We start from the raw sequence: 25,000 nt of genomic DNA, 5'->3' as shown, positions 1-25,000 counted from the left end.
CGATGGGTGGTGATCGCTCGGCATCTGCGGAAAGCGCTTACCTGTGGCCCGTTTGATCCATTCGGGGAAGTTTCACGTATCGTCGCGTACCTGTCCTAACCCGACGCCGTCGTTTCCCATCCAGTCAGGCGAGACATGACCGACGACCCCTCGCGGCCCGACCCCGTCCTGGTCCGGCCGTACATCAAGCCCTTGTCCGACAAGCCCGCGCGTGATCCCTCGGAGGCGCCGACCGTCGTGCAGCCCGCGGTCGCCGACGACACCGAGGTCCTGCCGCCGGTCGTCGATCCGCCGCGCCGCCGCGGCGTGCTCCGGCCGCTCGGGCTGCGCCTGCTGGTGCTGATCGTCGGGGTTGCCGTGGCGCTGGCCGTGGCCGGCTGGCTGATCTTCCACCCGGTGCCGGACAACACCCAGCCCGGCGCCGCCCTCCCGCAGGCGCCGCGCGCGACGCTCCCGACCGACGCCGCCTCGGCCGCCGCTGCCGCCCGCGCGTCCGCGTCCGCCTCGCCGTCCGTGTCGGTCTCGTCCTCGCCCTCCCTGTCGCCCTCCGCGTCCCTGTCACCGTCCGTGTCCGCCTCGGTCTCGGCGTCGCCCAGCGCCACGGCCACGCTCGCCCCGCCGCCGGCCTCCGATCGCACCGGCTCGATCAAGGCCGCGAGCGGCCGTTGCCTGGCGATGGGCGGCCTGCTCGGCCTCGACGGCAGCCCCGTCCAGGTGGCCGGCTGCGCCGACCTGCCGGCCCAGCGGTTCACCCTTGCGAGTGACGGCACGCTGCGGGTGTCGGGCCGCTGCGCCCAGGCGACCGGCGACGGCACGGTCCGGATAGCCGACTGCGGCGACGCCGGCGGATCGGCCCAGTGGCGGTCGGGCCCGGCGAGCTCCCTGGTCAACGCGGCGAACGGCCAGTGCCTGTCCGACCCCGGCCAGCCCGGCGCCACCACCCGGGTGGCCGGCTGCAGCGGCGGCAGCGACCAGAGCTGGCGGCTGCCGTAGGAGTGGTGCGCAGCTGCGTTCTTGTTCTCGACCGGCTACCTCTATTGGATCGACGTAACTGGATGATGCATCCGCTTACGTGAGGTAACTGCAGAAATGATGAGCGCAGCAACCACGTTGGTTCCGCCGAACCCCACCGGCGTCACGCCGGTCGAGTACGCCAGACGCCTGCGCGCGCTGATGCGCGAGCGCGGCCGCTCCCTGGACAGCGTCGCCCGCCGCAGCCGCGACGCCGGCACCCCCATCTCCCGAGCCACCGTCCACAACCTGGTAACCGGCAGCGGCGTCCCCCGCCGCGACTCCGTCGTAGCCTTCCTCCGCGGCTGCGGCGTCCCCGCCCGAGAGCAGATCCCCTGGCTGATCGCCTTCGGCCGCGCCTACCCCGAGCCCGGCTTCGGCGGCGCCCGCCGCCCCACAGCGGTCCACTGACCGCGTCCGCCCCACCGCGGTGCACTGACCACCGGCTCCCACCTCGATCCACTGATCGCTGCGGCCCTGGTCCTGGTCGGTTTACCGCCCGCCCCATCTCCATCCCGGTCCGCCGATGGCCGCCCTCCACGGTCCACCCTGCCGACCGCCGCCCCCGCCCCCGCCCCGCTCCGGTTCGCCGATGGTCGCCCTCACCCAACTCCGGTCCGCCGATGGCCGCCCTCCACGGTCCACCCCGCCGACCGCCGCCCACCCCACTCCGGGTCGGCCGGCGCCCACCCTCCACGGTCCAATCCGCTGCCGAACCTCGCTGCGGTCCACTGACGGCCGCCCCACCCCCACTGACCGCCCGTCCGCATCCCCGCCCCTCCGAGCCCGCGACCGCGGCCTCACCGCCGCGGGGCGGAAATCCGGCGCGCGCCGCTTCACCTCGGCCGGTTGCTACGGCGCGCGCCACCAAACCTCGGCCGGCAGGCCGGGCATACGCCGACCGAACGGAACGCCCGCTCGAGGTTCGCGAACTTGCCCGGCCCTGGTCCACCCCACCCCGGACTGGGTGGGGCGACAGTACGGGGTGGCTACGACAAAACCGGGCGGCAATCCACAGGGCGGCCATCCACCGGGCGGCGATCCACAGGGCGGCCATCCACCGGGCGGCGATCCACCGGGCGGCGATCCACAAGCTCGGCCGGTGCGGGGCGGGCGATCAACCATCCCCGGTGGGGAGCTTCGCGCCCAACAGCGAGTCGAGCCCGCCCGTCCGGCGCAGCTTCTGCCAGCCCAACCTGATCCCGCCCAGCGCCGCCAGCACCGACTGGATCAGCACCAGGTACATCAGCTGGCGATACACGAACTGCTGCAACGGCAGCCGCCACAATGGCCGCGGCGACTCGCCGTCCAGGTGGAACGCGTAGATCGTGCTCAGCAACTGCACCAGCAGCATGCCGACCCAGGCCAGCACCGTCTCGAGCGGGTTCAGGAACAGCAGGCCGTAGATCAGGAACACGTCGATCAACGGGGACAGGAGTGGCAGCAACGTCTGGAACAGCACCATGTTCAGCAGCCCGCGCCGGCCGAAGCGGCCGCCGGGACCGCGCTCGACCAGCGTCCGGCGGTGCTTCCACATCGCCTGCATGGTGCCGTAGCTCCAGCGGTAGCGCTGCCGCCACAGCTGGGACATCGTCGCGGGCGCCTCGGTCCAGGCGCGCGCCCGCTCCTCGTACACGACCCGCCAGCCCGCCCGGATGATCGCGATGGTCAGGTCGGTGTCCTCCGCCAGCGTGTCCTCGCTCAGGCCGTTGACCTCGAGCAACGCTGAGCGGCGAAAGGCGCCGACGGCGCCGGGCACGGTGGCCATGCAATGCATCACGTCGTACGCGCGGCGGTCGATCGAGAAGCCGACCACGTACTCGATGTGCTGCCACAGCGCGACCATGCCCGTACGGTTGGCGATCTTGGCGTTGCCGGCGACGGCGCCGATCGTGGGGTCGGCGAAGGGCTGGACGAGCAGGCGCACGGTGTCCGGCTCGAACACGGTGTCGCCGTCCATCATCACGACGACGTCCGTGCCGGCGTGCGCGATGCCGTTGTTGAGCGCCGTGGACTTGCCGCCGTTGGGCTGCCGGATCACGGTGACGTTCGGCAGGTCGAGGGCGGACGCGATGTCGGCGGTCCCGTCGTCCGAGCCGTCGTCGATCACGATGATCCGCACCGGGTGGGTGGAGGCGGTCAGCGACCGCAGCGTCGACGCGATGATCTCTTTTTCGTTGTACGCCGGAACCAGCACCGTGACGAGGTCGGTGTAGGCCGGAGCCCCGTCCCGGGACCGTCGCACGTGCCGCCGCCCGAGGACCAGCACCAGGATCAGCCGCGCGATGGTCAGCACGCCCACCACCAGCAGCAGCCAGGCGAACCCGGTCGTCACCGCCTTGGCGAACCGCACCGCCCCGACCAGCCCGAGCCCGAGCGCCCGGTCCTTGCCGCCCGCCGCCGGGTTGACGGTCGTCATGCCGGTCAGCTTGGTGACCGTGGTGAACGTGTAGCCCTCGTTTTTCAGCGCCGGGATCACCGACTCCAGCGCGGTCGCCGTCTTGGCCCGGTTGCCGCCGCCGTCGTGGAACAGCAGGATCGCGCCGGCGTCGCCGGCCGGGGTGACCGCGTCGACGATGTCGTTCACGGTGGTCGCCGCTTCCCAGTCCCGGCTGTCCAGGTCGTTGATCACGGTCAGGTAGCCGCGCTCGCCCATGTCGGCCATCACCGACCAGGTGTTGTCGTCCAGCGCCTTGACCGTCGACGAGTAGGGCGGCCGGAAGAGCACGCTGGTCACGCCGGCCGCTCCGGCCAGCGAGAACTGCGTCTCCTGCATCTCCACCGCGCGCCGCCACTCGCCCTTGGTCGACAGGTCCGGGTGGGTGAAGGTGTGGATGCCGATCTCGTGTCCGGCGTCGCGCACCCGGCGGACGAGCCCCGGGTACTGACTGACCTGGGAACCGATCATGAAGAAGGTGGCCGGAACGTCGTACCTGGCCAAGACCTTCAAGATCTCCGGCGTGTACGTGGGACTGGGGCCGTCGTCGAACGTCAGAACAATCTCGTTGTACGGCACCTCGACCGTTCTCGTGGTGGTGCCGTCGGTCTGGATGATCGGGCCGCCGGTCAGCGCGGCCGAGGGCACCTGGTCGGTCTGCGACGTCGACTCGACCGCCCCGTCCTGCGTGAACTCCCCCTGGACCAGCCCGTTGACCAGCAGCACGCTGGCGAAGAGGGCGAGCATCACCGCGAGCAGAATCCACCGCGGCTTCGGCACCGGAACGCGCCGCCGTGACTTCCGCGCCGTCTCGACGGACACCGATTTCCCCTCGCGCAGATGCTGGCCCATCGTCCCGTTCGGCAGCGCGCCCAGTTTGCTGAGTCACGGATTGCTGAGTCGCCGTGAAATTTCGTATTAATCGGTCATCGAGCCAGCGAGCGCCCGGCCGAGGGGAGACGCTTCACTGATGGCGATGGCGCGCCGAACCGCCCGCCCGCGGCACGACGTCGCGGCGATGCCCGCGTCGCCACAACCCGCCCGCCCGCGGCGGGATGACGTCGCGGCGGCGGCGCAACCGGCCGGGCCGCGGCGGGATGAAGTCGTGGCGGTGGCGCAACCCGCCAGGTCGCGCGGGCGTCGGCTCCGGCGTGCCGGCGGCCGGCCGAATCCGCGTGCCGCTCTGGCCGGCGCGATTGCCGCCCTCGTGGCCGTCTCCGCCGCCGCGTGCTCGGGCTCGGGCTCGGGGTCGGACTCGGGGTCGGGCGAGTCCGGCCAGGCGGCCACGGTCGTGACGGCGCCCGCGATCGCGCCCTACCTGGATGTCCTCGGCGGCGGCGCCGACCTCGACGCGATCCATGACAAGACCGGGCAGGCCAGCTTCACCGCGTCGTTCGTGGTGGCCGACGGGAGCGGCGGGTGCACGCCGACGTGGGGCGGCGACACCGCCATCACCGACAGCGAGGTCGCGAGCGAGTTCGCCAAGATCGCGGCCAACGGCGGGAAGGTGATCGTCGCGACCGGCGGCGAGACGGGGACCTATCTGGAATCCGTCTGTTCCGAGAGCGAGCTGGTCACCGCGTACGGGAAAGCCTTGGACGCCGCCGGCAGCAACTATCTCGACGTCGACCTCGAGAAGGCGGTCACCGCCGGCACGGTCACCGCGGCGCTCGCCGCGCTGCAGAAGGACCGGGGAACCGCGATCACGCTGACGCTGCCGGTCGAGGGCACCGAGGCCGGCCTCACCGATGCCGCGGTCGCGTTGCTGACCAGCGCCAAGGAGGCCGGCGTCGACGTCACGGTCAACGCCATGACGATGAACCTCGACGTCGGCAGCGGCGACCGGGGCACGGCGCTGACCGCGGCCGCCGAGGCGGTGAAGGACGACGTCGCGGGTGTCTGGACCGGCCTGTCCGACGCCCAGGTCTACGACATGCTCGGCGTGACCCCGATGATCGGCGTCAACGACACCGACGGGACGACCACGCTGGCGGACGCCAAGACGCTGCTGAGCTGGGCCGAGCGGAAAGGGCTGGGGTTCGTCCGGTTCTGGTCGGTCAACCGGGACAACGGCGGCTGCACGGACGGTTCGCTGACCGACACGTGCAGCGGGATCGCCCAGGCGAACTACGAGTTCACCTCGTTGTTCGCCGGCTTCACGACTTAGTGGCGGACGCCGAGGGAGACACCAAGACTGTCGCCTTGGTGGTGAGCCCGGAGTCGGAGGCCCGCACCACGCTCGCGCCGACGACTCCGATGTAGAGCGCCGCGAAGATCGCGACCAGCAGGCCGGCGAGCGCCAGGAGCCGCTTCCGCCGCCCGGTGGGGTCGACGAAGATCTGGGTAGCCAATATGTGCCTCCAAGAATCGGCGGAACAACGTCCGACGGCCACGCTAGGAACGGATCTTTAGAGGTCCCTTTGCGCTCACTGCGTACTCTCTGTGATCGCATTGGCAATTACTTAGGGTGACCGCGAGCATGCAGAGATCCTGCGTGCTATTGACGGAGTTCGATCGTATGATTTCGAGAACGCCCTGAGGTAAGCGCATTCCTGGAGGCTCCATGAGTTGGATGACGGCAATCGCGGTGGGAGCCCTACTCGTGAGCGGTCCGGCGCCCGGCACCACGACCCGCCCGGTTCTCACGACGGACGAGGCCCGTCCCTATGTGACCTCCAGCTACTTCGGCCAGTCCGGTGAGTACGCCGCGCCGACGGCCGATCCCTGGCGCCCGCAGCCGATCCGTGAGCGCCGCCCCGACTTCGAGGTCGGCGGCCGCGGCTTCGCCACCGTCCAGGAAGCGGTCAACGCCGCCTACCGCGCCGGCGGCCCGCAACGCCGCTACATCGCCATCCATCCGGGCGTCTATCGGGGCACCGTCTTCATCCCGGCCGGCTCCCCGCCGCTGACCCTCTACGGCCGGGGCGACGTGCGCCTCGAGTTCACGGTCGACGCCACCATCACCCCGGCCGCGTGGGCGGCCCTGGTCAACGCCGACGGCCGCTACGCCGAGGGCGACCCCGCCTGGCCGATGTTCCAGTCCTGCGCCACCAAGACCAGCGCCACCGCGGGACTGTGCGCGACCGTCGTCTGGGCGCAGAGCACCGACCTCCAGCTCAAGGGCCTGACCATCACCAACACGCTGCTCGACACCGTCGACCGCGGCACCCATCAGGCCCTCGCCCTGCGCACCGACGCCGACCGCACGCAGCTCGAGCGCATGCGCCTGATCGGCCGGCAGGACACGTTCCTCGCCAACGCCGACGACGTGAGCCGCATCGCCCGCGTCGATGTCAAGGACAGCTACATCGAGGGCGACACCGACTTCGTCTTCGGCCGGGCCGCCGCCGTCTTCACTCGCACCCACTTCCACCTGGTGAGCAGCCGCAAGTCGTCGGGCGGCGTGATCTTCGCGCCCAACACCGCGCCGAGTTATCCCTACGGCTTCCTCGTCACCCGCTGCCTGATCACCGCGGACGAAGGGTATGCAAGCGCGCCGACCGGATTCCTCGGCCGGGCCTGGGACCAGGGCGCGAGCGCGACCGGCTACCTGCCCGGCGTCACCCCGAACGGCCAGCTCGTCATCCGCGACAGCATCCTCGGCCCGGGCTTCAACGAACTCACCCCCTGGGCGCCCGCCGCCACCACGGCCCGCCCCTTTGCCGCCCGCATCGACGAGGGCCGCGACCTCAACGACATCAACTTCAACCGGCTGTGGGAGTACGCGAACCGCACCGTCACCGGACGAAGCTGAAATCCGCCACCTTGTCCGGCGTGAGCCCGGCCGGCATCAGCCCCGCATCCGCCAGCTCGGCGATGCCGGCCGCCACCCGTTGCTGATCAAGCTTGCCGAGTGGCGCGACGTACGGCTGCATGGCCTTGATCTCGCCGATCGCCGCCGGGATCGCCGCCGTCGGCTCGGCCTTGTTGAGGATCGCGGCCGCCTCGTCCGGGTGGTCGAGCGAGTACTGGAGGCCCTTGAGCGCCGCGTCGGTGAACCGTTGCACGAGATCCCGGTTGGTCGTGATCAGGTCGGCCCGCGTCACGATCACGTTCCCGTAGAGGTTCTTGAGGTAATCGCCGTACGGCATGACCGTGACCGGCTTTTTCGAGGCCGTCTCCAGCGCCTTCTTGCTGAGCAGGAACGTGCTCACCGCGTCGACCTTGCGCTGGGCCATGAGCCCGTTCAGCGCCGTCGGCTGGGTTCCCTGGATCTTCACCGATGAGGCGTCGAAGCCGGCCAGTTTCGCGTACGCCGGGAAGAGCAGTTCGCTCACCGAGCCCTTCGCCGTCGCGATGGTCTTGCCGGCCAGGTCGGCCGGCTTGGTGATGCCGGTGTCCGAGGTCGTCATGATCGAGACGAGGGTCTGCTGGTGCACGGCCGCGACCGCCCGCCAGTCGGTGAACTTGCCGGTGCCGGCCAGCACCTCGCCGCCGGAGAAGTCCATGGCCGCGAACTGGGCCTTGCCCGACTTGAGCAGCGTCAGGTTGGGGATGTTGCCGGCGCCCTTCTGGATGTCGACCTCGATGCCGGCGTCCCGGAAGAAGCCCTTGTCCCGGGCCACCCAGACGAACGCGTCCCGCCCGACCGCGCCGAACCCGGTCGCGTACGTGACCTTGGTCGGCTGCGCCACGCTGACCTTCGGCCCGCCGCCGTCGTCGGCCTCGTGCACACACCCGGTCGCGATCATCAGCACGGCAAGCGTCGCCACGGCAGTTTTGAGCCTCATGCGGCGGATGGTCCCGCCGCGACCGGCGCCGCCGCGACCCCGCCCGGCCGAAATCATTGATCCCTGTCATTTGATGCGAATATTGAGTCCATGAAGGACACTGGCGAGCCGCTGCTGAGTCTGCGCACGTTCCTGGCCGAGGTCGAGAAGATCGGCGAGCTGCGCGAGGTGCGCGGCGCGCACTGGGATCTCGAGCTCGGTGCGATCGCCGAGCTGAGCTACCGAGCCGCCGCCCCGAAAGCGCTCCTCTTCGGCGACATCCCCGGCTATCAGCAGGGCCGCGTGTTGACCGGCAGCACCGGCTCGGCCCGCCGCCTCGGCCTGACCCTCGGCCTGGGCGCCGACCACACCGGCGAGTCCCTGGTCGAGGCCCTCCGCGGCAAGCCGTCGGCGTGGGCCGCCGCCGCCCGGGACTTCCCGGTGCTCCCGGTCGACGACGCGCCGCTGCTGGCCAACGAGGTGACCGGCGACATCAACCTGCTCGACTTCCCGGTGCCGCGCTGGCACGAGCACGACGGCGGCCGGTTCATCGGCACCGGCTGCCTCGTCGTCACCAGCGACCCGCGGACCGGCGTGCACAACGGCGGCTGCTACCGGATGGAGGTGCAGGACGACGGGCGGTCGGTCACCATCGCCGCCGTGCCCGGCAAGCATGGCGCCCAGCACATCGCGGCCTGGTTCGAGCGCGAGGGGCGGGCGCCGGTCACCGTCTCGTTCGGACACGACCCGCTACTGCTCGCGCTGGGCGGCACCGAGGTTCCGCTGGGCGTCTCCGAGCTGGAGTACGCGGGGGCCGTCGCCGGTTCGCGGGTGCCCGTGATCATCGCGCCCGACACCGGCCTGCCGATCCCGGCCGGCAGCGAGCTCGCGATCGAGGGCTGGCTCCGGCCCGGCCGGGTGCGTGACGAGGGCCCGTTCGGCGAGTGGACCGGCTACTACTCGGGCGCCCGCCGCGCCGACTTGGCCATGGAGATCACCCGGCTCTATCACCGGGACGACCCGATCCTGCTCGGCGCCCCGCCCGGCCGTCCCCCGCACGACTACTCCTACATGCGTACGGTGATGAAGTCCGCCATGATCCACGATGAGCTGGTGGCCAGCGGCGTCCCCGGGATCGTCAAGGCCTGGGCGCACGAGGCGGGCGGCGGGCGGCTCTTCGTCGGGGTCGCCATCGAGCAGCGCTACGCCGGCCACGCGCGCCAGGTCGGCCACCTGACCGCCCAGCTCCCGGCCGCCGCCTACATGAACCGATACGTCGTGGTGGTCGACGACGACATCGACCCGGCCGACCTCGACCAGCTGATCTGGGCCGTCTCCACCCGTACCGACCCGGCCGAGGACATCGAGATCCAGCGCCGCACCCGGGGCAGCCGGCTCGACCCGATGCTCGCCGACGGCGCGACGCCGCACAACAGCCGCGCGGTGATCGACGCCTGCCGCCCCTGGGAGCGGCTGCGCACCTTCCCCCGCGTCGCCGAGAGCGACCCGGCCTACCTGGCCGAGGTCCGTTCCCGCTGGGGTGGGGTTCTCGAATAGGCCGGGCCGCGGTTCCACCAGAGCGACAGCCCGACGCCGGCGAACACCAGCAGTGCGGCCAGCAGCACGAACCAGACCGTGATCTCGACCTTCTGCTTGTGCAGGCCGATCTCGCTGGGCAGGTCGTTGAGCACGCCGACGAGCTGGTCGGAGTCCTCGGCCCGGAAGTAGCGGCCGCCGGTCGTGTCGGCGACCTTCTGCAGCGCGTCCTCGTCGATCTCCTGGTTGCGGCCGCCGGCCCCGCGCCCGCCGAACCCGCCGCCCGGGAACCCGCCCCGGCCGGAGAACTGGTCGGCGCCGATCTGGTCGGCCGTGCAGACCATCGGCGCCGGTTCGGTGGTGCCGAAGCCGATCGTGTAGACCCGCACCCGCCGGGCCGCCGCCTGCTCGGCCGCGGTCACCGGGTCGACGCCGGTCGTGTTCGACCCGTCGGTGAGCACCACGATCGTGTCCGGCTGGTACTCGCCGAGCGTGTCCGGCGCCGCGTCGCCGAGATCGACCCCGGTCTTTGCCACGTTCGGGTTGTACTCGGCGATCGAGTCGATCGAGGTGAGGATGGCCTGGCCGATCGCCGTGCCGCGGGCCGTCTTCAGCGTGTCGATCGCGTCGAGCAGCTGGTCCTTGTCGGTGGTCGGGGCGACCAGCAGGCCGGCGATGCCGGAGAACGCGACCAGGCCGATCCGGGTGCCGTCGTCCTGCTGCTTGATGAACTTGCGGGCCGCCTCGCTGGCCACGGTCAGCCGGTTGGGGCTGACGTCGGTGCTGCACATCGAGCCGGAGACGTCGATCGCCAGCAGGATCGAGGTGTTGTTGGACGGCACCGAGACCGTCGCCTGCGGCCGGGTGATCGCCGCGCCGAGCATGAGCAGGCCGGCCAGGAACAGCCAGACCGGGATCCGGCGCCGCCACGAGCTGCGGCCGGGCAGCGCGGCCCGGATCAGCGCCACGCTCGAGACGGTCACGGCCGAGCGTTTGCGCCGCCGGTTCATCCACCACCGAGCGAGCAGCAGCAGCGGCACCACGAGCAGGGCGGCGAGCGCCCACGGCCAGCTGAGCGACATCAGACGATCCTTCCGTGCCAGCGGGTGCCCAGGAGCGCGCCCGCCGCGAGCAGCAGCAGGGCCGCGCCGGCGAACGGCGCGGTCAGCTCCAGCGGCTCCTTCTTGGAGGTCAGGCGAAGGTCGATCGACTTGGTCGTGTCGGCCAGCGACGCCGCGTCGCCGGCCTGGTGGTACGCCCCGCCGGTGGTCTGCGCGACGGTGGTGAGCAGGGCCTCGTCGAGCGAGGTGCCGAGCTGGTAGCCGTCGACCTCGACGGTCGCGCCCTTGGCCGTGCCCACCCCGACGGTCTGGATGCGCACGCCCGCGGCCGCGGCGAGCTCGGCGGCGGCCTCGGCGTCCGGCCCGCCGGTGTCCTGCCCGTCGGAGAAGACCACGATCGTCGCCGACGGCCAGTAGCCGAGCGCCGACGTGTCGGGGGTGGCGCCGTCCTGGGGGAGCGTGACCGGCTTGCCGGTGATCGTGCCGAGCGAGACCAGGATCGCCTGCCCGAGCGAGGTGCCGCCGCTGGCCGCCGCCCGGTTGATCGCGGCCAGCGCCAGCGCGTGGTCGTCGGTCGGGGCCTGGGTGAGCAGCGCCTGCTCGCCGAAGACGACCACGCCCACGTCCACGCTGTCCGGCTGCTCCTCGACGAAGCCGCCGGCCGCCTTCTGCGCCGCCGCGAGCCGGGAGGGCTGCACGTCGGCGGCCTTCATGCTGTTGGAGACGTCGAACGCGAGCAGCACGGTGCCGGAGACCCGCGGAACGGCGACCTCGGCCTGCGGACGGGCCAGACCGACGATCAAAATCGGCAGAGCGCCCAACAGCAGCGCGTACGGCAAATGGCGCCGTACCGTGGCGCGGCGGCCGGCCGCCGGGGCGAAGCCGGCCGCGGTGAGCGCCGCCGTCCTCCTTCTCTGCACCCCGAGATACGCGACGATCGCCGCGACCGTGACCACGACGGCGACCGCGAGCAGCAGCGGGTAGAGGAAGCTCACCGCCGCCCCCGTCCCGAGCCGCGCACCATCGTGACCATCGCGGCCAGCAGATCCTGGTCGGTGGTGATCCGATGCGCGTCGACGCCGGCCCGGCGCATGCCGTCGGCCACCGCCTCCTCGCGCGCGCCGACCTCGGTCGCCAGCCGGCTGCGCAGCAACGGGTCACTGGTGTCGACCAGCAGCTGCTCGCCGGTTTCGGCGTCCTCGACCAGGATCACGCCGAGGTCGGGCAGGTCGAGCTCGGCCGGGTCGACCACCCGGATCACCACGACCTCGTGCCGGTGGGTGAGCTGCGCCAGCGGCCGGTCCCAGCCCGGGTCGCCGATGAAGTCGCTCATCACGAAGACGAGGCTGCGCCGTCTCAACGTGGTGGCCGCGGCCAATCGCAGCATCGCCGTGAGATCGGTCGTTTTGCCCCGTTTGCCGGTGGATGGCGTCAACAACTCGCGCGTGATCCGCAGGATCTGGTCGCGGCCGGTCCGGGGCGGAATCACCTGGTGCGCGTCGTTGTCGAAGAGGATCGCGCCGACCCGGTTGCCGCCCTGCGACACGACCCGCCCGAGGCTGACCGCCAGCTCGGTGGCCACGGATTCCTTGCCGTCGTGGCCGGCCTCGCCCTTCCTGCCGAACCTCATCGACGCCGACCGGTCGATCACCAGCCAGCAGGTCAGTTCCCGGTCCTCGGTGTAGAGGCGCACGTACGGCTCGTCGACCCGGGCGGTCACGTTCCAGTCGATGTGCCGGACGTCGTCCTCGGGCAGGTAGACCCGCAGGTCGGTGAAGTCGATGCCGGCGCCGTGCCACACCGTGCGGTAGGCGCCCTGCAGCCGCCCGTCGAGTCGGCGGCCGAGCCGCCACTCCAGGCGCCGCAGCAGGCGATCCGGTACTCTGCCATCCCGCGGCGGAAAACCGAATTGAACCCCGGATGAGACCATCGATCAGCGGCCCCGGCCCGCGGGCTCGGGGATCGGTAGGTTCGCCATGATCTTGGAGAGGATCAGGTCGGGCGTGACCTCGTCGGAGAGCGCCTCGTAGGAGAGCACGAGCCGGTGCCGCAGCACGTCCAGGGCCAGGTCGGCGAGGTCTTCGGGCACGACGTACTCGCGACCGCGGATGTACGCGAGCGCGCGGGCGGCGAGCACCAGGCTGATCGACGAGCGGGGGCTGGCGCCGAACGTCACGTACCGGGCGAGGTCGCTGAGTCCGGCGCGGGCCGGCTCCCGGCTGGCATGAGCGAGTTGTACCGCGAACTCGATGAGCGACGGGTCCACGTACACCTGGTCGGCCTGTTCCTGAAGCCGCACCAAGGTCTCCGGGTCGATGATGCGCTGGATCACCGCGGCGGGCGTGAGCGCCCGCTCGACCACCACGAACTCCTCGGTCGCCGAGGGATAACCGACCAGCACCTTCATCATGAAGCGGTCGACCTGCGCCTCCGGCAACGGATAGACGCCCTCGTTCTCGATCGGGTTCTGCGTCGCCATGACCAGGAACGGGTTGGGCACCTTGTGGGTCTCGCGGCCGATCGTCACCTGCCGTTCCTGCATGACCTCGAGCAGCGCGCTCTGCACCTTCGCCGGCGCGCGGTTGATCTCGTCGGCCAGCAGCAGGTTGGTGAAGACCGGGCCGAGCTGCACCTGGAACTCGCCCGTCGGCTGGTGATAGACGCGGGTGCCGACGATGTCGGCCGGCACCAGGTCGGGGGTGAACTGCACCCGGTGGAAGTCGCCGCCGACGGCCTGCGCCAGCGACTTCACGGCCAGCGTCTTGGCCAGGCCGGGCACGCCCTCGACCAGGATGTGCCCGCGGGCCAGCAGCGCCACGAGCAGGCGCTCGAGCAGCGCGTCCTGACCCACGATGGTCTTCTTGACCTCGTAGAGCACCTTCTCGATCGGGCCGGCGGACGCGGGCGGCACCACGGCGTCGCTCCAGTTCATGCGGTCAGTCCCTCGTCTCTCACAGTGGTGGCGTGCGGCCGTCGCCCTGGCCGGCGCCGAGCGCGGCGCCGATCGGGACGGCGAAGCCGATGCCGATGAAGGTGCCGGCGTCGGTCGGGTTCGCGAGGGCCACCACGATCCCGGTCACCTGCCCGCGGTCGTTGATCAGCGGGCCGCCCGAGCTGCCCGGGTTGACCGCCGCGTCGAACTGGATGAGCCCGGCGATGTCGCCGCCCTTCTCCCGGGCCATGGTGCGGTTGAGGCCGGAGACCACGCCGCTGGTCGTGCTGGCGGTCAGCCCGAGCGGGTTGCCGATCGCCACCACGTCGTCGCCGACCTGCACGCCGCCGCCGAGCGTGGCCGGCACGACCGTGTCGGGCAGCTGGGCCGGGGTCAGGGTGGCGATGTCCTGCTTGGCGTCGGCGGTCTTCACCTCGGCGGCCGAGGTGGTCCCGTCGGTGTAGGTGATCTTGATGGCCAGGGCATCCTCGATCACGTGGTACGCCGTGAGGATGGTCCCGTCCGCGTTGGCGATCACGCCGGTGCCGGTCGACGACTCGGCCATGCTCTTCGCCGTCGCCGAGGCGCCGGCCTTGCCGGTCGACTGGATCAGCACCACCGAGGGCAGCACGGTCTGGTAGACCTGCGAGACGGTGAGCGGAGCGTCCGATGCGGACGGTGACGCCGACGGACGGGTGGCGACGGGCGTCTTCGCCTCGCCGCCACCGTCCCGGAAGATCACTACGGCGGTGATCACCACGGCCCAGATCGCCACGACGCCGATCAACGCCTTTTTACGCAGGTCAGGGGTGTTCCAGCGGCGCACGGGTGGTTCCGGCGGTTTGTCCGGCGCCGCACCGTCCGCCGCGGGGATCACCGTCATCACCGGACGATCGCCCACGCTCTGCATTTCTCGACTGTAGGAGCGTTTTCTCAAAATAGGTTGTGAGTGGCCTTAGGAAATGTGGTCACGTGAGACGCCGGTAGCGACGTATCGCCAGCGGCACGAACACGGCCAGTAATGCCAGCGGCCAGAGCACGGCGAGCAATATGGCGTTATCGCCGTCGAAACCGGGATTGCCGAACAATTGACGCGTCGCCTCGGCGGTGGCCGACAGCGGATTCCACGCGGCGATCGTGCCGAGCCAGCCCGGCATCGTCTCGGGCGAGGTGAAGACGCTGGAGAGGAAGCCGAGCGGCCAGACCAGAATCTGGAGGGCCATCAGGGTCTCGGGCTTGCCGGCCGCGAGCGCCAGCCAGATGCCGAGCCACAGCAGGGCGTACCGCAGAAGCAGCAGAAGCCCGACCGCGGCGAGCGCGTCACCGATGCCGTTGTGCCAGCGCCAGCCGATCGCGAGCCCGCAGGCGATCATCACGAGCAGCCCCACGGCGGCGTCGAGCAGGTCGGCCACGCTGCGTCCGGTCACCACCGACGCGGCCGAGATCGGCATGGTCCGGAACCGGTCGGTCACCCCGCGCTGCGCGTCGGCGGCCACCGCGGTGTAGGTGCCCTCCAGCCCGAACGCCATGGTCAGCGCGAACATCCCCGGCAGCAGGAACTCGCGGTAGTCGCCGCCGCCCGGCACCAGCATGGCGCCGCCGAACAGGTAGGCGAACATCAGCAGCACCATCACCGGAAACAGGAGCCCGATAGTCAACTGCGCCGGTTGGTTGCGCCAGTGCAGAAGCGTGCGGCGGGTGAGGACCCACCCATCCGAGGCCATCCAGTACGCGTTCACGCCGCGCTCCTCTCGGTAGGTGCTCCGGTCAGGGCCAGGAAGACCTCGTCGAGGGTCGGCCGCCGCAGCGCGATGTCCTCGGCCTCGACGCCGTGCTCGGCCAGCACCCGCGCGGTGGCGGTGAGCCCCGCGACCCGATCGGCGACCGGGATGCTGGCCAGCCGCCGGTCCGGGTCGAGCCGTGGTGCGCCGGCCCCCACCGCCGCCAGCAGCCCCGCGGCCTCGTCGAGCCGGTCCGGATCGCGCACCACGACGTCCACGTGATCGTCGCCGAGCCGCCCCTTCAGCTCGTCGGACGTGCCGGCCGCGACGACGGTGCCGCGGTCGATGACGGTCAGCGCGTCGGCGAGCTGATCGGCCTCCTCCAGATATTGCGTGGTGAGCAGCACGGTGGTGCCCTCGGCGGCGAGCGACCGGATCACCCGCCAGACCTCGTTGCGGCCCCGCGGGTCGAGCCCCGTGGTCGGTTCGTCGAGAAACAGCACGGCCGGCCCCGTGAGCAGCCCGACCGCGAGATCGAGCCGCCGGCGCATGCCGCCCGAGTACTTCCCCGCCGCCCGCTCGGCGGCCTCCGCCAGCCCGAACCGCTCGAGCAATTCGGCCGCCCGCCGCCGGGCCGCGCTCGCGCCGAGGTGATGCAGCCGCCCGAACATCTCGAGGTTCTGCCGCCCACTGAGCTGCTCGTCGACGGCGGCCTGCTGCCCGACGAGCCCGATGCTCGCGCGCACCCGATCGGACTCGCGCACGACGTCATGCCCCGCCACCGTCGCCCGCCCCGCGTCGGGCCGCAGCAGCGTGGTCAGAATCCGCACCGCGGTGGTCTTGCCCGCCCCGTTGGGCCCGAGCAGCCCGTGGATGGTCCCGCCGGGAACCACCAGGTCAAACCCGTCAAGCGCGACGGTGGTGCCGAACCGCCGAGTGAGGCCTTCGGCGACAATCATGTCATCTCCTTACAGCGTACGGAGTTCGAAGGTACCGCGAGACTCCGTACGCTGTAAAGGGTGACCACCGATTTCACCGGCGGCGGCGACCCGAAGCGCAGCATCGAGCTGCTCTGGGGCGTCCGCGCGGACGAGTCCCCGCGTCCCGGCCCGAAGCCCCGCTTCACCGTCCCCGAGGTGGCCGCCGCCGCGATCGCCCTGGCCGACGCCGACGGCTTGGGCGCGCTCTCGATGCGCAAGGTCGCGGACAGGCTGGGCGTGAGCGCGATGTCGCTCTACACCTACGTCCCCGGCAAGGCCGAACTGATCGACCTGATGCTCGACCGGGCCTTGGCCGAGATCCCCCGCTCCGACACCGATCCCCCCACCACGTGGCGCCGACGTCTGGAGCAGGTGGCCCGAGACAACTGGAACCTCTACCTACGCCACCCCTGGCTCCTCCAGGTGGCAACCGCCCGCCCGCCGCTGGGCCCCAACGTGGTGGCGAAATACGACCACGAGCTCCAGGCCGTGGACGGCATCGGCCTGACCGACATCGAGATGGACCTGGTAGTGCAACTGATCGGCGACTACGTCCACGGCGCCGCCCGCTCCGCCGTGTCGGCCACCCTGGTAGCCCAGCGAACCGGCCTGACCGACGAACAGTGGTGGGAAAAGGCGGCCCCCGTCCTCGAAAAGGTCATAGACCCCACCGCCACCCCCACCGCAACCCGCGTAGGTTCCGCCGCCGGCGCCGAGTACAACGCCGCCGGCGACCCGGCGCGCGCCTTCGAGTTCGGCCTGGCCCGCCTGCTCGACGGCATAGCCACCCTGATCGACAACCGCCCCTGACCGCCCCTGCCGCAACCCCATTACCCGCGTCGCGCCTCCTCGCCGCACCGGACCAACTCGCGGGCCGCACTCGCTCGCTCGCCGCGCTGGCCCGCCGGTCGCCGCCCGCGGGTTTCGATCCGTTGGTGGCCGCGGCGCGACGAGGCGGGCTCTTGGGTTCGGGGCCGCCGGCTGGACCGCGCGAGCCCGCGACGCAGGTGGTTCTCAGAGGCCGAGGCCTCGGCGGCCGATCTCGTTGAGGTCGTCGACCCGGAAGCGGTTGGGCCACTCGCGCTCGTAGTGCTCGGGCGGGAAGTCCGACGGGCTCTCGCCCTTCACGAAGGCGTCGCGCACCTTTTCGGCGTAGGCCTCGTTGCGCGGGCACCACGGGGCGGCCGGGATGTACATGACGTTGCCCCAGCCCTTCTGGGCCTCGACCGGGGCGACGCTGTGAATCATGTCGCAGTGCCACCAGACCGAGTCGCCGGCCTTTACGTCGGGGATGCCGGACAGGGCCTCCATCAGCGGGGTGTGCCACTTGTGCCCGGCCGGGAAGACCTGGTTGACGGTCACGCCGCACATGTCGTCGTCGGGGACGTCGCTCAGCAGCGGGCGCAGCATCAGGTAGGCCATCGCCTCGGGGATCGGCACGGTGTGCAGTACCCCCTGGTCGTGGTCCATGTCGGACAATGCCGTCCAGCCCTGGAACGTGCGGAACACCGAGCACATCGTCGACCCCGGGTATTGCGGGCCGGCCGTGCGATGCGCCGCGTCCCACGGGTCGTACTGCTCGACCGTGCCGTCGAACAGGTGCCGGAACGCCTGCTGGTAGGCCTGCGTCATCCACAGGTCGAGCGTGCCGGGGTCGAGGTGGGTGCCCAGGCCGGCCGAGTCGGCGCCCTCGGGACGGCGGCGGATGCGGTCGGGGTAGAGCGAGTCACGCTGCGGGTCGAACCACTGCACGCCCTCGGACTCGTGCTTCCACTGCGCGTTCAGAAAGGCCTGGACGTTGGCCATCCGCTCGCTCTGCCGGGCCTGCATCTGCGCCGGCGACCAGTAGATCGGGTAGATCTCGGGCTTCGACCCGACGCTGCCGAAGAAGTCGTCGCCGGGGCCGCGGTAGTTCTCGAAGAAGTGGTTGCCCTCGACGTAGTCGACGATGTCGGAATCCCACCGCAGAGCCTGGGACCGCTCGAAATGGCCACGCACCACCAGGCAGCCGCGCTTCCGGAGCTGCTCGACGAGCGACGGCGAGACCGTGCCGGCGGCGATGTCGGCGTAGTCGATCACCGGCCAGACCGTCTCGCCCCGGCGCCGGGCCGCGACGATGTCGTCGATGGCGGCCTGCACCCGCTGCTCGACGACGGCGAACACCTCGTCGACGGTGCGCCCGGAGGCCTCGATGCGCTCGCGAAGGGCCGCCTTGACCTCGCGAGTCGCGGCGGCCAGGTCGGCCGGCGTCTCTTCCCAATGGGGCAGCAGGGTGGGGGTCGGCACGGCTTCTCCTTCTAGTCAGTGGTCTTTACTTGAAAGGGACTCTAGGGGGTCGGGCTTCTTCTAGGCAAGAGGGTTGCCTAGAATTGGCACGTGGATCCCGCGAAGCCGTCGTTCGACCTCGTCCGCGCGCTGACCGACGAGCACGTGCTGCGGGCGCTGATGCGATGGCGCCGGCTGACCCGGGCCGAGCTGGCCGCCGAGACCGGCATCTCGAAGCCGACGGCGGGGGAGAGCGTGCGCCGGCTGACCGAGCGCGGCCTGGTGGCCGACACCGGCGAGCGCACCCCGGGCGGGCGCGGCCGGGGCCGGGTGGGCTCCTATTACTCTCTGGCCACCGACGTGGGCACGGCCCTGGCGATCAGCATCGCGCCGGCCGGCCTGGTCGCACTGAGCCTGAACGCGTACGGCGAGGTGGTCCATCGCGCCGAGCGCGAGATCGGCCGCCCGGCCCGCCCCGCCCGGGTCGCCGCCGCCCTGCGCGAAGTCGCGATCGAAGCGAGCGGAGCGGGCGAAGCGGGCGGAGCGGGCGAAGCAGGCGAACGAGGCCGGCCGCGGCTGGCGGTGGTGAGCGCCGCCGACCCCGTCGATCGCGAGAGCGGCCGCCTCGTCCAGCTGCCCGACTCCCCGTTCCTGGTCGGCGCGCTCGACCCGGTCCAGGTTCTCGCGCCCTACGTCGACGGCCCGATCGTGGTCGACAACGACGTCAACTGGGCGGCCGCCGCCGAGCGGGCCCGGGCCGGGGGCGAGTTCGCCTACCTCTTTCTCGGCGAGGGCCTGGGCTGCGCGATCGTCGGCGACAACGAGATCAGGCGCGGCAGCGCGGGGCTGGCCGGCGAGATCGCGCACGTCCTCACGGTCGGTCCCGGCGGCCGGGCGGTCCCGTTCATCGAGATCTTCGCGGAGCTCGATCTCCGGCGCGACAAGACCACGGCGATCGACGTCGGCCGCCTCCTGACGTATAAATCGGAAATGTCCAATTCAATCGCACAAGCGACCGCCGGAGTGATCGCGGCAACGATCGCGCTCGCCGACCCCGCGCGGATAGTGATCGGTGGCTCGTGGGGCCCCGAGCTCCTCCCCGAGATCGAAGAGGCGGTCCAACGGCTCCCGCGCCAGGTCCCGGTGACGAGGGCGGCGATTACCGACGAACCATCCCTCGCCGGCGCCCGCGAGCACGCCGTCGACCGGCTACGGTCCGCAATCGTCGGTTAACGGGATAGATGCCAATCTTGGTCGATGGCTTCCGCTGACCCCCTCGGTCACTGCATGATGATCGCGGGGACACCATGAGTGATCTAGGCCTGCCGACGCATGTAGTGACCGAGATCGACAGCCCGATCCGGGAAACTCGTATGACCGCGGTCGACGAGCTGTCCCGGATTGCGAGTGGCGCCGACCTCGCGATGGCGGCTGCCGCCCGCCGCGCCCTCGAGAGCCTCACTCAGGACGACAGCCGCAGCGTCTCGTCCGCGGCCGCCGGCGCCCTCGAGCGCACCACGATCCGCCTGCGCCCCGACCGCGTCGACTTCGGACAGATCGCGCCCGGCACCCCGCGCGTGGTCGCCGACGTGCTGGTCGAGGGCCCGCCGCTGGCCACCGCGACGGCCACGGTCACCGTCTCCGGCCCGGGCCTGCGCGCCATGCTCGCCGGCCGCCAGCTGCGCATCCTCTGGCAGCCGCGCTCCGAGTGGCTGGACGGCTCGGTCACCGTCCGCGGGCCGGCCGGCTGGGCCGAGGTCCGGGTGACCGGCCAGGTCCTGGCCACCACGCCGCCGATGTCCCGGATGGGCGTCGAAGCTCAGATGCGCGCGGTCAACGGCCTCAGCACGTACGGGCCACCGCGCGTCACCGTGCTGCCGCCCCCGCGCGAGAACCGCCGCCGGCTCGGCGCCGCCGCCCTGATCGCCGGCCTCACCGCGCTGATCGTCCTGGGTGGTGTCGGCGTGGCGTTCGCGCTGGTCAACCGCCCCGACGACAACCGCCAGGCGGCCCTGATCGAGGCGCCGCAGACCCCGGCCATGGGGGTGGGCGAGGCGCCCACCACCGCCGCCGCGCCGAGCAAGATAGTCCGCGAGCCGCTGGCCGCGAAGATCGTCAGCGTCGGCAACCCCGCGGTGATCGGGACGATCAAGGTCGGCAACGAGCCCGAGGGCATGGCGGTCTCGCCCGACAGCAAGACCGTCTACGTGGCCAACCAGGGCGCGAAAGTCCTCTCGGTGATCGACGCCGGCACCAGTCAGGTGACCGCGATGCCGCTGCGGAACACCCCACGGTTCGTGGCCGTGTCCCGCGACGGCCGCACGGCGTACGTCTCCATGTACGAGAACGACAAGTCCGGCAGTGGCGTGGCCGTCATCAACGCCGCGGCCAAGAAGGTCGACCACTACCTGACCACCGGGCCGCAGCCGTACGCGTTGTCGGTCAGCCCGGACGGCAAGATCTGGGTGCCGATCCACTCGAGCGGGCGCATCGAGATCTACACGGCCGGGAACCAGAAGGAGGCCGGTCGCATCACCGTCCCGCCCAACCCGCACGCGATCGGCTACGCGGGCGACCTCATGCGGGCGTTCAGCGCCAACCACGAGTCGAACGTGGTCGCCGTCGTCGACATGCGCAGCGACACGCTGCTCAAGTCGGTGCCGGTCAGCAAGGCCCCGCACAGCCTCGCGGTCTCGCCGGACGGGCGGCGGGTGCTGGTCGCCGGCTACGAGGCGGACGCGGCCGACCTCGTCGACACGATCAGTCTCAAGCGGACCGGCCCGTTCAAGGTCGGTCACGAGCCGCAGAGCGTGGCGTTCGCGGCCGACGGCAACCACGCGTACGTGGTGAACGAGGGTGACAACACGATCTCGGTGCTGGACGGGCACACCGGCAAGGTGACCGCCACGGTCAAGGTGGGCCGCAGCCCGCGCACGGTCGCGGTGTCGCCGGACGGCCGCTTCGCCTACGTCTCGAACGGCGACGACGACACGGTCTCGGTGCTGCGGGTGGGGGAGTGAGCCGACGGTCGCGGGCCGCCGACGAGATCCTCGTGCGGCGGGTGTTCGAGGAGCACGGCGCGGCGCTTCTCGCGTACGCGTCGAGGTTGGTCGGTGATCGTGTCCGCGGCGAGGTGGTGGCGCGGGAGGCCCTGGTCCGCGCCTGGCAGGACCCCGAGATCCTGGACGGCCCGGCCCGGGCGCGGCTGTTCACGATCGTCCACGGCATCGTCGGCGCCGGTCCGGAACCGAGCACGATGGCCCTGCTCGGCGCGATGGAGACGCTCGAGCCCGAGGACCGCGAGGTGCTCCACGCGCTCTACTTCCAGGGGCGCGACCTGGCCGAGGCGTCCGAGTCGCTGGGCGTGCCGGCCGGCGCCGTGAAGACGCGCAGCTATCGGGCACTCCGGCAACTGCGCGAGGCGGTGGCCGGATGACCGATCATGAGACGGAGCTGCTGGGCGCGTACGTCCTCGGCGTCCTTGATCGTCATGAGCAGGCCACGGTCCAGGCCCATCTCGACGGGTGCCCGCATTGCCGCCGTGAGGTCGAGGACCTCCGCGAGATGGAGGCGGCGCTCGGTGAGCTTCCCCCGGAGGCGTTCTTGGAGGGGCCGCCGCCCGACGGTGAGCTGTTACTTCGGAAAACCCTCGCCGAGGTACGGGGTCAGAGCCGTCGCCTGGCCTGGCGCAATCGCGCGCTGCTGGCCGCCGCGGCCGTGCTCGTGGCGCTGGTCGCGCTCGCCGCCGGGACGCTGATCGGTCGCGGCGCCCGCGAATCGGTCACCCCCGTCGCCGACGCCACCACCTCGGTCCCCGCGTCCGGCCCCGCGGCCCGCACCGGCTCGGCCACCGACCCCGACACCGGCGTCGCGATGAGCGCCACCGTCAAGCCCGCCGCCGGCTGGGTCCGGGTCAGCGCCACCGTGACCGGCGTTCCCGCAGGTGAGCAGTGCCGGCTCTTCGTCGTCGCCGGGGACGGATCGCGCGAACCGGCGGGCAGCTGGCTCTCCTCGGCCTCCGGAAGCACCACCTTGGACGGCGCCGCGCTGATGGCTCCGGCCGACGTCGTGGCCGTGCAGGCGGAAACCTATGCAGGACAGATCCTCGTGGCCGTTCCGATCTAGGAACCGCGCACATATCATCAGAGTGTGACTGGTCAATATACACAGCGTCATCAAGGCTGGTGGGGTCCGTGACCGCCGCTGGGTGGGTCGCGTTGGCCATCACCATCTTCGGCGCGTTCGCCTATGCCGCCGCATCGATCCTCCAGGCCGTCGGCGCCCGCCGCTCGTCGAGCACGGTCAAGTCCCTCGGTCATCCCCTCTACCTGCTCGGCACCGGCTTCGACCTGCTCGCCTGGGTCGGCTCGATGATCGCCCTGGGCACGCTCGCGGTCTACGTGGTCGAGTCCGTGCTGGCCGGCTCGCTCGCGATCACCGTCGTGGCCGCCCGGGTCATCCTCAAGTCGCGCCTGCGCACCGTCGACGTGCTCGCGGTCGCCGTGGCCGTCGCCGCCCTGACCGTGCTGGCCATGTCGGCCGGTCCACAGGAGAGCGTCGCCGCCTCGACCGAGCTGCGGCTCTGGTTCTGCGGCGCCGCGGTGTCGATCGCGCTCGCCGGCTGGGGCGCCACCAAGTACGCGCCGCCCGGCGTGGTCGCCGGTCTCGCCGGCCTCTGCCTCGGCGGCGCCGCGCTGGTCGGCCGCGCGCTGACGCTGCCCGGCGACGCGATGAGCGGCTTCGCCTCGGCGGCGCTCGCGATCGTGACCGAGCCGCTCGTCGCGGCGCTGCTGGTGTTCGGCGTGACGGGCATGATGCTGTACGCGAACGCGTTGCAGCGCGGCCAGGTCGGCCCGGTCACCGCCGTGCTGTGGATCGCCGAGGTCATCGCCCCGTCGTTCGTCGCCGTGATGTTCCTCGGCGACACCGTCCGGCCCGGCTGGGCGATGCCCGCGATGATCGCCGGGCTCGTCACGGTCGGCACCGCGGTCGTGCTGTCCACTGCCCCGGCCAACAAGGCCACCGCCATCCCCGCCGAGCCGGCCCGCCCGGCCCTGCCTACCGCCGAGCGCCCGGCCCTCCCGGCCGCGCCGGTCCCGGCCGCCCGGGTCGCGGCCACCCAGTCGGCACCCGCTCCGGCGCCACCCGCCCGCGTGCCCGCCCCCTCGCACAGCGAGCGGGTGATCTGGTGGGGTCCGCCACCCATCTGGGTGCCGCCGGAGCGGGTGCGCCACGCGCTGGCCGGCCATCCGGCCCGGGCCCTGACCTGGGCCCCCGCCGAGCGACGCCCGGCCTGGGATCAGCCCCGGCCCGCCGACGCCGACGCGCTGACCGCCCACGCGGCGGCGGCCTGGCACCAGCCCCGGCCCGCCGACGCCGACGCGCTGACCGCCCACGCGGCGGCGGCCGACCCGTTCGCCGCCACGCCGTTCGCCATCGAGGTTTTCGAGCCCGAGCCCGCGCCGGCCCGCCCCTGGCACGATTTGTCCGCCTGAGAACCGCGCCTTATCCGCCCGAGAGCGACGAGCCCGGCGGACCGGAGGCGCGTATGGGTAAGCAGAGCGACGAGTCCGGCGGACCGGAGGCGCGTATGGGTAAGCAGAGCGACGAGTCCGGCGGACCGGAGGCGCGTATGGGTAAGCAGAGCGACGAGCCCGCCGGCCCGGAGGCGCGTATGGGTAAGCAGAGCGACGAGCCGTCAACCGCGCGCAACGCCCTCAGGCGACCGCGCGCGACGACTCAGGGCAGCGGCGCCGGAGACGTCGCGGGCGCGCTCGGCGGCCGAGTCGTCGACAGCGGCGGCTCCGGCCGCCACGGACTCACCCCCAGCCGCCCGGTGCTGCCCATGTCGACGCCACCCTCGGGGGACACGACCTGCACCGGCCGGCCCGCCGCCGGGGCGATCTCCAGGTGCGGCGCGTTCACCGGCGGTGCGGTGATGTCGTCGTACGTATTCCGCCACACGACGATCGCCATCGCGCGCCCGCCCGGCTCGATCACCACCGGCCCCGGCGGTCCCGACCAGGTCGGCAGCGATCCCGCGATCTCGTCGACGCCGGCCAGCACCTTGACCGCGAGCGGCTTCTCCCCGTCGTCCAGCGCGCGCACGACCGGATACCCGTTCAGCCGGTACTCCGCCGCGCCGCAGTTCACCAGGCTCATGCCCTGCGCCCGCAAGCCCATCGCGGCGTCGATCTCGTCGAGCTCGAGCCGCACCCCCGACGGCGGACAGGTCACGGCCGGCGATTCCGGGAGCGAGCGGATCGGCGCCGGCGACGGGCCCGGAGTGGTGCAGCCGCCGATCAAGAACACGACCGTCAGCGCGTACGGGATGAGCCTCTTCACCGG

Annotated in this window: 23 protein-coding genes; 11 read left to right on the top strand and 12 right to left on the bottom strand. The window is 71.7% G+C overall.

The window, feature by feature from the left end:
• Window positions 1-135 precede the first annotated feature (135 nt).
• Both ACZ6TB_RS20800 and ACZ6TB_RS20795 read left to right on the top strand, forming a co-directional pair.
• Window positions 136-993, top strand: coding sequence for a ricin-type beta-trefoil lectin domain protein (locus tag ACZ6TB_RS20800; RefSeq protein WP_465556175.1), 858 nt, complete (start codon window positions 136-138; stop codon window positions 991-993).
• 96 nt (window positions 994-1,089) lie between these two features.
• Window positions 1,090-1,422: a helix-turn-helix domain-containing protein gene (locus ACZ6TB_RS20795; protein ID WP_465556174.1), complete on the top strand. Its 333-nt coding sequence runs from the start codon at window positions 1,090-1,092 to the stop codon at window positions 1,420-1,422.
• A gap of 706 nt (window positions 1,423-2,128) precedes the next feature.
• On the opposite strand, the gene ACZ6TB_RS20790 is transcribed toward ACZ6TB_RS20795, so the two are convergent.
• A complete protein-coding gene (locus tag ACZ6TB_RS20790; RefSeq protein ID WP_465556173.1) occupies window positions 2,129-4,270 on the bottom strand; it encodes a bifunctional polysaccharide deacetylase/glycosyltransferase family 2 protein in 2,142 nt (713 codons plus the stop codon).
• 385 nt (window positions 4,271-4,655) lie between these two features.
• Here ACZ6TB_RS20790 and ACZ6TB_RS20785 point away from each other — a divergent pair, with 385 nt between their 5' ends.
• Window positions 4,656-5,615 (top strand): glycoside hydrolase family 18 protein, encoded by a 960-nt coding sequence (locus ACZ6TB_RS20785; protein WP_465556172.1) that lies wholly within the window; start codon window positions 4,656-4,658, stop codon window positions 5,613-5,615.
• Here ACZ6TB_RS20785 and ACZ6TB_RS20780 read toward each other — a convergent pair.
• Entirely contained in the window at window positions 5,605-5,799 is a 195-nt protein-coding gene (locus tag ACZ6TB_RS20780) for a hypothetical protein (RefSeq protein ID WP_465556171.1), read from the bottom strand. The two genes, ACZ6TB_RS20785 and ACZ6TB_RS20780, sit on opposite strands and share 11 nt — an antisense overlap.
• A gap of 251 nt (window positions 5,800-6,050) precedes the next feature.
• Here ACZ6TB_RS20780 and ACZ6TB_RS20775 point away from each other — a divergent pair, with 251 nt between their 5' ends.
• Window positions 6,051-7,202, top strand: coding sequence for a putative acyl-CoA thioester hydrolase (locus tag ACZ6TB_RS20775; RefSeq protein WP_465556170.1), 1,152 nt, complete (start codon window positions 6,051-6,053; stop codon window positions 7,200-7,202).
• Here the strand turns inward: ACZ6TB_RS20775 and ACZ6TB_RS20770 are convergent.
• Entirely contained in the window at window positions 7,186-8,178 is a 993-nt protein-coding gene (locus ACZ6TB_RS20770; protein ID WP_465556169.1) for an ABC transporter substrate-binding protein, read from the bottom strand. The genes ACZ6TB_RS20775 and ACZ6TB_RS20770 overlap by 17 nt on opposite strands.
• A 90-nt stretch (window positions 8,179-8,268) precedes the next feature.
• On the opposite strand from ACZ6TB_RS20770, the gene ACZ6TB_RS20765 reads away from it, so the two are divergent.
• Complete coding sequence (locus tag ACZ6TB_RS20765) at window positions 8,269-9,714, top strand: UbiD family decarboxylase (RefSeq protein ID WP_465556168.1); 1,446 nt, start codon at window positions 8,269-8,271, stop codon at window positions 9,712-9,714.
• Here the strand turns inward: ACZ6TB_RS20765 and ACZ6TB_RS20760 are convergent.
• Genes ACZ6TB_RS20760 through ACZ6TB_RS20730 form a run of 7 tightly spaced genes read right to left on the bottom strand, consistent with a single transcriptional unit; the run spans window position 9,669 to window position 16,366 of the window.
• The gene (locus ACZ6TB_RS20760) at window positions 9,669-10,775 is read right to left on the bottom strand and encodes a VWA domain-containing protein (protein ID WP_465556167.1); all 1,107 of its coding nucleotides are present in this window, start codon (window positions 10,773-10,775) and stop codon (window positions 9,669-9,671) included. The genes ACZ6TB_RS20765 and ACZ6TB_RS20760 overlap by 46 nt on opposite strands.
• Window positions 10,775-11,749 (bottom strand): VWA domain-containing protein, encoded by a 975-nt coding sequence (locus ACZ6TB_RS20755; protein WP_465556166.1) that lies wholly within the window; start codon window positions 11,747-11,749, stop codon window positions 10,775-10,777. Before ACZ6TB_RS20755 ends, ACZ6TB_RS20760 begins: the two co-directional genes overlap by 1 nt.
• Entirely contained in the window at window positions 11,746-12,684 is a 939-nt protein-coding gene (locus ACZ6TB_RS20750; protein WP_465556165.1) for a DUF58 domain-containing protein, read from the bottom strand. Before ACZ6TB_RS20750 ends, ACZ6TB_RS20755 begins: the two co-directional genes overlap by 4 nt.
• Before the next feature lie 3 nt (window positions 12,685-12,687).
• Window positions 12,688-13,686, bottom strand: a complete 999-nt coding sequence (locus ACZ6TB_RS20745) for an AAA family ATPase (RefSeq protein ID WP_465556164.1) — start codon at window positions 13,684-13,686, stop codon at window positions 12,688-12,690.
• 19 nt (window positions 13,687-13,705) lie between these two features.
• Window positions 13,706-14,596 carry a S1C family serine protease gene (locus ACZ6TB_RS20740; RefSeq protein WP_465556163.1) on the bottom strand — a complete coding sequence of 297 codons (891 nt, stop codon included), beginning with the start codon at window positions 14,594-14,596 and terminating at the stop codon, window positions 13,706-13,708.
• Between the two features lie 58 nt (window positions 14,597-14,654).
• On the bottom strand, window positions 14,655-15,425 hold the full coding sequence (locus ACZ6TB_RS20735; protein WP_465556162.1) for an ABC transporter permease: 771 nt from the start codon (window positions 15,423-15,425) through the stop codon (window positions 14,655-14,657).
• On the bottom strand, window positions 15,422-16,366 hold the full coding sequence (locus tag ACZ6TB_RS20730; RefSeq protein ID WP_465556161.1) for an ATP-binding cassette domain-containing protein: 945 nt from the start codon (window positions 16,364-16,366) through the stop codon (window positions 15,422-15,424). Before ACZ6TB_RS20730 ends, ACZ6TB_RS20735 begins: the two co-directional genes overlap by 4 nt.
• Window positions 16,367-16,426: 60 nt before the next feature.
• Here ACZ6TB_RS20730 and ACZ6TB_RS20725 point away from each other — a divergent pair, with 60 nt between their 5' ends.
• The gene (locus ACZ6TB_RS20725; protein WP_465556160.1) at window positions 16,427-17,197 is read left to right on the top strand and encodes a TetR/AcrR family transcriptional regulator; all 771 of its coding nucleotides are present in this window, start codon (window positions 16,427-16,429) and stop codon (window positions 17,195-17,197) included.
• Between the two features lie 204 nt (window positions 17,198-17,401).
• Here ACZ6TB_RS20725 and ACZ6TB_RS20720 read toward each other — a convergent pair whose 3' ends face one another.
• Window positions 17,402-18,673 carry a YbiU family protein gene (locus ACZ6TB_RS20720; protein WP_465556159.1) on the bottom strand — a complete coding sequence of 424 codons (1,272 nt, stop codon included), beginning with the start codon at window positions 18,671-18,673 and terminating at the stop codon, window positions 17,402-17,404.
• Window positions 18,674-18,763: 90 nt separating this feature from the next.
• On the opposite strand from ACZ6TB_RS20720, the gene ACZ6TB_RS20715 reads away from it, so the two are divergent.
• From ACZ6TB_RS20715 to ACZ6TB_RS20695, 5 genes are all read left to right on the top strand, one after another.
• Complete coding sequence (locus tag ACZ6TB_RS20715; RefSeq protein ID WP_465556158.1) at window positions 18,764-19,885, top strand: ROK family transcriptional regulator; 1,122 nt, start codon at window positions 18,764-18,766, stop codon at window positions 19,883-19,885.
• 74 nt (window positions 19,886-19,959) lie between these two features.
• Window positions 19,960-21,672 (top strand): YncE family protein, encoded by a 1,713-nt coding sequence (locus ACZ6TB_RS20710; RefSeq protein ID WP_465556157.1) that lies wholly within the window; start codon window positions 19,960-19,962, stop codon window positions 21,670-21,672.
• Window positions 21,669-22,088: a sigma factor-like helix-turn-helix DNA-binding protein gene (locus ACZ6TB_RS20705; RefSeq protein ID WP_465556156.1), complete on the top strand. Its 420-nt coding sequence runs from the start codon at window positions 21,669-21,671 to the stop codon at window positions 22,086-22,088. The genes ACZ6TB_RS20710 and ACZ6TB_RS20705 overlap by 4 nt, the downstream gene beginning before the upstream one ends.
• Window positions 22,085-22,777, top strand: a complete 693-nt coding sequence (locus tag ACZ6TB_RS20700; protein WP_465556155.1) for an anti-sigma factor family protein — start codon at window positions 22,085-22,087, stop codon at window positions 22,775-22,777. Before ACZ6TB_RS20705 ends, ACZ6TB_RS20700 begins: the two co-directional genes overlap by 4 nt.
• Window positions 22,778-22,845: 68 nt before the next feature.
• A complete protein-coding gene (locus tag ACZ6TB_RS20695; RefSeq protein ID WP_465556154.1) occupies window positions 22,846-24,147 on the top strand; it encodes a hypothetical protein in 1,302 nt (433 codons plus the stop codon).
• Window positions 24,148-24,391: 244 nt separating this feature from the next.
• Here the strand turns inward: ACZ6TB_RS20695 and ACZ6TB_RS20690 are convergent, their stop codons facing one another.
• The gene (locus tag ACZ6TB_RS20690; protein WP_465556153.1) at window positions 24,392-24,997 is read right to left on the bottom strand and encodes a DUF4232 domain-containing protein; all 606 of its coding nucleotides are present in this window, start codon (window positions 24,995-24,997) and stop codon (window positions 24,392-24,394) included.
• Window positions 24,998-25,000 lie beyond the last annotated feature (3 nt).

The organism is Actinoplanes sp. NPDC051537 (assembly GCF_055586105.1).
This window is presented reverse-complemented; position numbering and strand designations above follow the sequence as displayed.